The 6,616-nt window shown below is 52.5% G+C and carries 3 protein-coding genes and 1 pseudogene; 3 read left to right on the top strand and 1 reads right to left on the bottom strand.

Annotated elements, in window-relative coordinates; genetic code table 11:
- Positions 1 to 2: 2 nt before the first annotated feature.
- The 3 genes and pseudogenes from Enr10x_RS30715 to Enr10x_RS27645 all read left to right on the top strand — a co-directional run.
- A pseudogene (locus Enr10x_RS30715) lies at positions 3 to 146 on the top strand (hypothetical protein); the annotation flags it as partial.
- A 102-nt stretch (positions 147 to 248) separates the two neighbouring features.
- Positions 249 to 3,443 carry a right-handed parallel beta-helix repeat-containing protein gene (locus Enr10x_RS27650; protein WP_232093161.1) on the top strand — a complete coding sequence of 1,065 codons (3,195 nt, stop codon included), beginning with the start codon at positions 249 to 251 and terminating at the stop codon, positions 3,441 to 3,443.
- A 105-nt stretch (positions 3,444 to 3,548) separates the two neighbouring features.
- Positions 3,549 to 4,718, top strand: a complete 1,170-nt coding sequence (locus Enr10x_RS27645; RefSeq protein WP_145452211.1) for an FG-GAP repeat protein — start codon at positions 3,549 to 3,551, stop codon at positions 4,716 to 4,718.
- 35 nt (positions 4,719 to 4,753) lie between these two features.
- On the opposite strand, the gene tnpC is transcribed toward Enr10x_RS27645, so the two are convergent.
- Entirely contained in the window at positions 4,754 to 6,559 is a 1,806-nt protein-coding gene (gene tnpC, locus Enr10x_RS27640; RefSeq protein WP_145447814.1) for an IS66 family transposase, read from the bottom strand.
- Positions 6,560 to 6,616 lie beyond the last annotated feature (57 nt).

Genomic DNA, 6,616 nt, shown 5'->3' with positions numbered 1-6,616 from the left:
CGGTGTTCAATTCCACATTTCTGGAGAATTCCGCTGACACTGATGGAGGTGCGATATATAGTGATCGTTCCGATTCGGTTTCGATTTATAACAGCACTTTTTCAGGAAATAAAAGCACTGAGGAAGGCGGAGCAATCTGGGCACAGGTGAGTTACTACACCTGTGCCTTGATCAATTGCACACTGGTTGGAAATGAGTCCGGAATGGGGGCGGGAGGGCTACGTCTTTTTGCATACGATCCTCTCCTGGTGACAATCGCAAATAATATCATTGCTGGAAATATTTCCCCTTCAAATTCGCAAGCTGAAGGTGATTTTTCAGGCATTGCCAACATCGTTCAGGAAAGTATCGAAGGCCTGCTCGATCCTGTTTTGAGAGATAATGGTGGTTTCACAAAAACGTACGCCTTGCTTGTCGACAGTGCTGCCATCAATGCTGGCGATAATTCTGCTGTCATAAATGCAGGGCTATTCAATGATCAGCGGGGAATTGGTTTTCCCAGAATATTTGATGGGTCTACCGATGTGGGAGCCTTTGAATATCTGGGATCTCATTTTCTCGTAGACTCAGCTGTTGATTTCGATGACGGGAACTATTCCGCCGGGAATCTCTCTCTGCGGGAAGCCATCAAACTGTCGAATGAGTCAGCGACAGCGGATACCATCACGTTTGATGCCAGCTTTTTTGATCAGACACTCATCATTTATAATGAGCTGGTGATTACCGATGACGTGACCATCATCGGCCACGGGGCCGAACACCTGACTCTCAGCGGTTCCGGTCCCAACCGTCTTTTTCGCATTGATGATGGGGAGGCTGAGGCTTCCATCAGTGTGGAGTTGAGCAATTTCACACTGAGCAACGGGTTCGCCAACTATACAAGTGGCGGCGCCATTCACAGTCTGGAAACGTTGACCATTTCTGATGTCGTGTTTGCAGACAATCAGGCCAGTGTTTTAAATAACGGCTCAGTTTTCGCTGGCAACTATGGCGGGGCCATTTACAGTGCCGGAGACCTGACAGTGACGAACAGCACGTTTGTCCGCAACAGTGCAGACTGGTATGGCGGCGCCATTTACAGTACCGAGGGTTTGCTGTCGATCACCGGATGCGATTTCACAGAAAATCAGACGTCCTATTCGGGGGGAGCGATTCTGGTGCAAAATGGTGACCTGACTGTTGCTTCCAGCACGTTCACGCAAAACAGCAGTGATACCTTAGGAGGGGGGATTTTTCTTTCGCAGGGAGTTTTAACCGTCAGCGATTCGGTCTTTACCGAAAACAGTACAGGCACTGGAGGTGCGATCTTTCATCAGATCTCGTCGTCGTTCCCGCCGGTCTTTACGGAAATGACGATTACTGATTGTACCTTCCAGGGCAATACGGCAAGCACTAACGGAGGAGCCGTGTATTATGGATCGGATCTTATTTTATATAGCTCCTACCACAATGCTTATATTGAAAACAGTCGCTTTTCAGAAAACAGCGCCAGCTCGGGTGGCGCGCTCGCATTAAAGGGAAATAATGTTCTGGTTTCAGGATCCACTTTTTTCAAAAATACAGCAATCAACTGGGGAGGCGGTATCGATGACTCTTCCCGAAATTTAACGGTCCAGAACAGCCTGTTCGAAAAGAATTCCGTGAACTCCTGGGGAGGGGCGATTTTTTCTGAGAGGTCGCTGATTCTGCAAAACAGTACGCTTTCCGGAAATACGGCCCTGGTGGTTGGCGGCGGCATTGCGTTCGCAAATTCAGCGTCCTCTTTTGAGATTATCAATTCCACGTTGACCGGAAATGCCGCAGTCAGAATTGGCGGTGGTATTTACTCGTTTGGGAGTGTTTCTGGCACGCTCACCAATTCGATCATTGCCGGAAATACGGCCCCTTCGACTCCTCAGGTTGGTCTCTGGAATACCCGAAACAACAGCATTATTCAGGACAGTGTGGAGGGTTTGCTTGATCCGGTATTGAGAGACAATGGAGGCGTCACGAAAACGCACGCGTTGCTGCCGGGAAGCGCTGCGATCGACGGCGGCGACAATGACGCCCTGGATGATACGAACCAGAATATCATCAATCGCAGAGCCATCACTCAGGACCAGCGCGGTACCGGGTTTGAACGCATTGTGGGTGAGGCCATTGATATCGGGGCTTTCGAAGTTCAACACACGCTCGCCCAGGTGGAGCTGCGCATGGTCGACGAAAAGACGACCACAGACAGCAACGGAGAGAGCGTGACGCTCCCCGATAACCTGACCTGGGTCGATGAATGGAGCGGTTACTGGCTGGAAATCTGGATCAGCACACCCGCTTCAACTGATCCGGGAGTGTTGTCTGCGACTATGAATCTGAGTTACAACACCGCGATCACCACCGCGGTCAGCATTGAATATGGCGCCGGTTTCACCATCAACCAGACAGGCACCATCAATGATCTGACGGGGATGATTGAAAACCTCTCGGCTGAAACAGACCTGGCCGATCTGGGGGACGGTCAAAGTGTGCTGTTTGCCCGCATCCGGTTTGAATCGACGGCCAGCGACGGCATTGACCTGGATCTGGCAGGTCAGATGATGATCCCGCAAAGTCCTGAATTCACGTTGTACCAGACCGAGGTTCAACTGGTGGGCGGCCTTGCCACCGAAGAAGTACACGGACCCGCCCCCGAAACCCTGGTCTTCGCGAACCCCTTTGATCTCAACGACGACGACAAGATCGACTTTCGCGACCTGGTCCTGTTTATCAGTGTCTATAATTCTGATCCCAGAGAGTCGAATTCAGACTATGCCTGGTTCGCAGACCTGGATCAGAGTCACAACGTTAACTTCCGCGATCTGATCTCCTTCGTCAGTAATTACGGCAGCAGTAAAGCCGGTCAATCTACGGTCAACTCTCCGAAAGGTTTCCCCGATTCCTGGAACAAACAGTTAACGGTCGAACCCACGCTGTTGCCACAGTTAAGTGCCAGGCCTGTCGAGCAGGGAGAGGCGGAGACCATGTTGGGCAGTGTCGTTGACTCTCTCGATCCGCAACTGACACCCGCGGAAAATGATAAACTGGCACAAGTCAATATCGAGGTCGTGGATCTCCCGGAGGGCGTTTTAAGTAACACGGTCCACGATACGATTTATATCGACGTCAATGCCGCCGGCTATGGCTGGTTTGTGGATGACACCCCCGACGACAACAGTGGGTATTATGCGACCGGGCCCTACACTCTGGTCGCGGCGCCCTTTGGTTCGAGTGCTGCTCTCGGGACCATTGATCTCAGGTCGGTCATTCTGCACGAACTCGGACACCTCCTGGGCCTCGATCACGGACCAGACGACGTGATGCAGGCGACCCTCGTGCCTGGCCAGCGACGACTGCTGAACTGGGAATCTGCAGCCGATGCCTTCTTCAGCGAACTTTCAACGAATGAGACGGAGCTCAATACGTTTTAATGACAAGTCTGCCGCCCCCGACCAGAAGTCCACATGGTGCTGTGTGGGGACGCACTGTTTTACAAACCCAATTTGAATCACTAAACATCAATAGAATATCACAATATGTCTTCCGCCAACTGGTTCTCTCGACTGAAACGGCAGTTCCGTCACTGTCAGAATCGAAAATCCCGCCTGCGAGGCCAGCGGAAGCGTCAGCATCGTTCTCCTGCCGCAGCGGTACTGGTGGTTCCTATTGTGATAGAGACGCTGGAAGACCGTACGATGTTGACGGCGTTGCTCAGTGTCGATGATGTTACCGCGAGCGAAAACGAAACGTTTACGTTTCAAATCTCTCTGGATCAGGCAGCCGCTGAGGATGTCACAGTTCGAGTTAACACCGTGACAGATACAGCAAGTGATAATGATTTCACTTTTCTAAGAGATAAACTGGTCACAATTCCCGCTGGAGAATTGGCGACACAAGTCACAGTTCATGTGCATGATGATGAGAGCCTGGAAGCAGATGAGACATTTTCTCTTGTTCTGAGTGACCCACGTCTTGGTGGAGAGTCACTTCTTTCTGAATTGGATATCGCAGATGCGACAGGTCAGGGCACCATTCTGAATGACGATTGGCTGCCGGGGTCTGTGTTCACAATCACCAGTGAAAAAATAGTGGAAGGTGATTCTGACGGGCAATTGCTTAAATTTACGATCACTCGCACAGGGAGTGACTTAAACTTTGATACGAGCGTTAATTTCAGCACTATAGATGGTACTGCAGTGGCTGGAAAAGATTATACAGCAAAATCAGAAGTGATTGATTTTGCTGCCAGTACCTATATGACATCACAAACCGTCGTTGTTTCCATCAACGTGCAGGGAGATTCTTTGCAGGAACTTTCTGAGACTGTAATTGGAAGGATCAGTAACCCGACAGGGGGAAGTGTTTTAAAAGGGAACGTGTCGAGCTTGGATGCCACCGGAATCATCGCGAATGATGATTCCGATTTTAACTTCCAGGATTCGTATTCTGCCGATCCCGCCCATGCAAATCATACAGGGGATGCGGTTGGCAGTGCGGTAGCCATAGATGGAGATGTCATGGTGGTCGGTGCATCAAACAACAAACTTGGGGAGTATAATTCAGGAGCTGCATACATTTATGTGCGAAATCAGCAAGGCACGCCTTTAGACCAGACTGATGATACTTGGGATTATCAGACCTTTTTGAAATCCCCGATTCCTCAAGAACAGACTTATTTTGGGAGCTCTGTTGCCATTTATGGGTAACCGTACACCAGGACCAGTCATTTCGCTGGGGCTGATTATTTGCTGAGGCGGCGTCGGGCTCGACGCTTGCGTTTGCGGTCAGCGGATTGGCGACGCTCGTCCTGGCGGTACGTTCGAATCGATTCAGGGTGGTCCACTCTCCAGGCGTGCGGTGCCAGCCTGGCCCAGTCCGTCTCGCCGTCAAGGGCACGCTGCAACACGTCGTGCAGGTAAGCAGCTACGTCCAGGTCGTTACGAATCGCCGTACCCACGATCGTCATCAGGTTCGCCGCTCGATCACCAGCGAACACCGATCCTTTGAACATCCAATTCTTGCGACCCGTGGCCACACGTTTCATCAGTTGTTCGCAATCGTTGTTGTCAATCGGGATCGAGGCGTCATCAATAAATCGCGACAAGGCCTTCCAGTGACGACGAATGTACGCAGCGGCTTGACCAAGATTGCTCTTGGGTAAAACACGACCCGGCGACATCTCTTCGCCGGACAAGTACTCTTCGATCAGACCCAGTACATGACGCGACAGGCGGCGGCGACGGGCCAGCCGCTGGGACGCATTGAGCCTCTGGATCTGGTCCTCGACGTCGTAGAGCATCCGAATCCACGATTCGAGCTGAGCGACCTGGAGCGGGAACGCGCTGCGGCACTCGTCAATCTTACGACGCGCATGCGCCCAACACGCGGCGAACGTAATCCGTGAGCCACTTCGAACCTCGATCTTCTGAAAACCCGACCAGCAATCTCCGATCAGGTTGCCCGCGAAATCTCTGAGCACTTCATCCGGTCCGTCCCGGTGACGACTGACCGTGAAGTCAAACGCCACCACCGGAAGACGCGAGGCGTAATAGCCCCACATCTTTGCGTTGATGCTGGGCTTGCCGGCGGCGATCGCGGTTTCCAGCACCTCGCCGATCCGCTGCCCGCGGGGATGCCGGGACAGATCCGGCATCGCGGCGGGAGTAATCAACAACACGCCGGTGTCGTCGCAACCGATCGTTTGATCCTGTTTCAGATAGCTGCGCAGGTGCGCCGCCAGCGGACGAAGTGCAAACTCAACACCCGCTTCGATGTTTTGCAGCGTGCTGCGACTGGGGGTCCAGCCACTGCCGGCGAACAGGTCTTGCTGGCGGTAAAACGGGAGATGATAGAAGTATTTCGCCGCCACGACTTCTACACCGATCGATGGATCGAAACGATGGCCCTCGACCAGTCCGGTCGGCCGCTCAGGACTGAGGATGCCTTGGGTTTTGTCCGCTGGGTGCGCGTACTTGGCATATCTGGTCACCCGCACGCGTAGTTCACTGCGGATCAACTCAAGCGTTTCGACTTCATCGTAGCCGATCAGTTTCAATCCCTCGCGTTGTTCCTTGGGAAGGTCAACGAGTTTCTCATAACGCGGCAGGTGGGCGGGGAATTTACGGTCGTCGGGTCGCGGTCGCCTGGGTTGGCACTTTCGGTTCGATTCAGCGGCGTCCTGGGCAATTTGTTCAGCTTGCCGGATCGCTTCTTCGAGCGCGCTGACCACTTCGGGCGTGACTTCCTCGCCCAGGTCCAGCAGCAACTGACCGGCACCGTCGATTCGCCGTTCGCTCTTACGGCCGTAGAGTTGTTTAAGAAGTTTCTCGATCGTCAGGTTCAGCTCGGTGACTTTCTCATTGAGCTGGTCCTGATTGTCCTTGAGCTGCAAGACCGAGTGGGCCTGTTCTTCGACCAGCTTGTCCTTGAGTGAAAGCTGGGTCGCTTGTTGATTGATCGTTTGTTGCCCGTCATCGACTTGCCTTTGCAACATCGCAATCAAGCGATGGCAGTCTTGGATGTCGTGGGGAAGTGATTCATCAGCCATGATGGACGCATTATAAGAATTCGGACTTTTCGCACTACCCGATGATCAATAAAAAAA

The sequence above is a fragment of the Gimesia panareensis genome (assembly GCF_007748155.1).
Lineage (GTDB): Bacteria > Planctomycetota > Planctomycetia > Planctomycetales > Planctomycetaceae > Gimesia > Gimesia panareensis.
Note: the sequence above shows the minus strand (reverse complement) of the source record. Positions and strands in the feature narration are given on the sequence as shown.

What these genes read in the sequence shown, in the direction of transcription:
- Enr10x_RS27645 (WP_145452211.1), top strand. Translation starts at nt 3,549, where the DNA reads ATGTCTTCCGCCAACTGGTTCTCTCGACTGAAACGGCAGTTCCGTCAC.
- tnpC (WP_145447814.1), bottom strand. Translation starts at nt 6,559, where the DNA reads ATGGCTGATGAATCACTTCCCCACGACATCCAAGACTGCCATCGCTTG.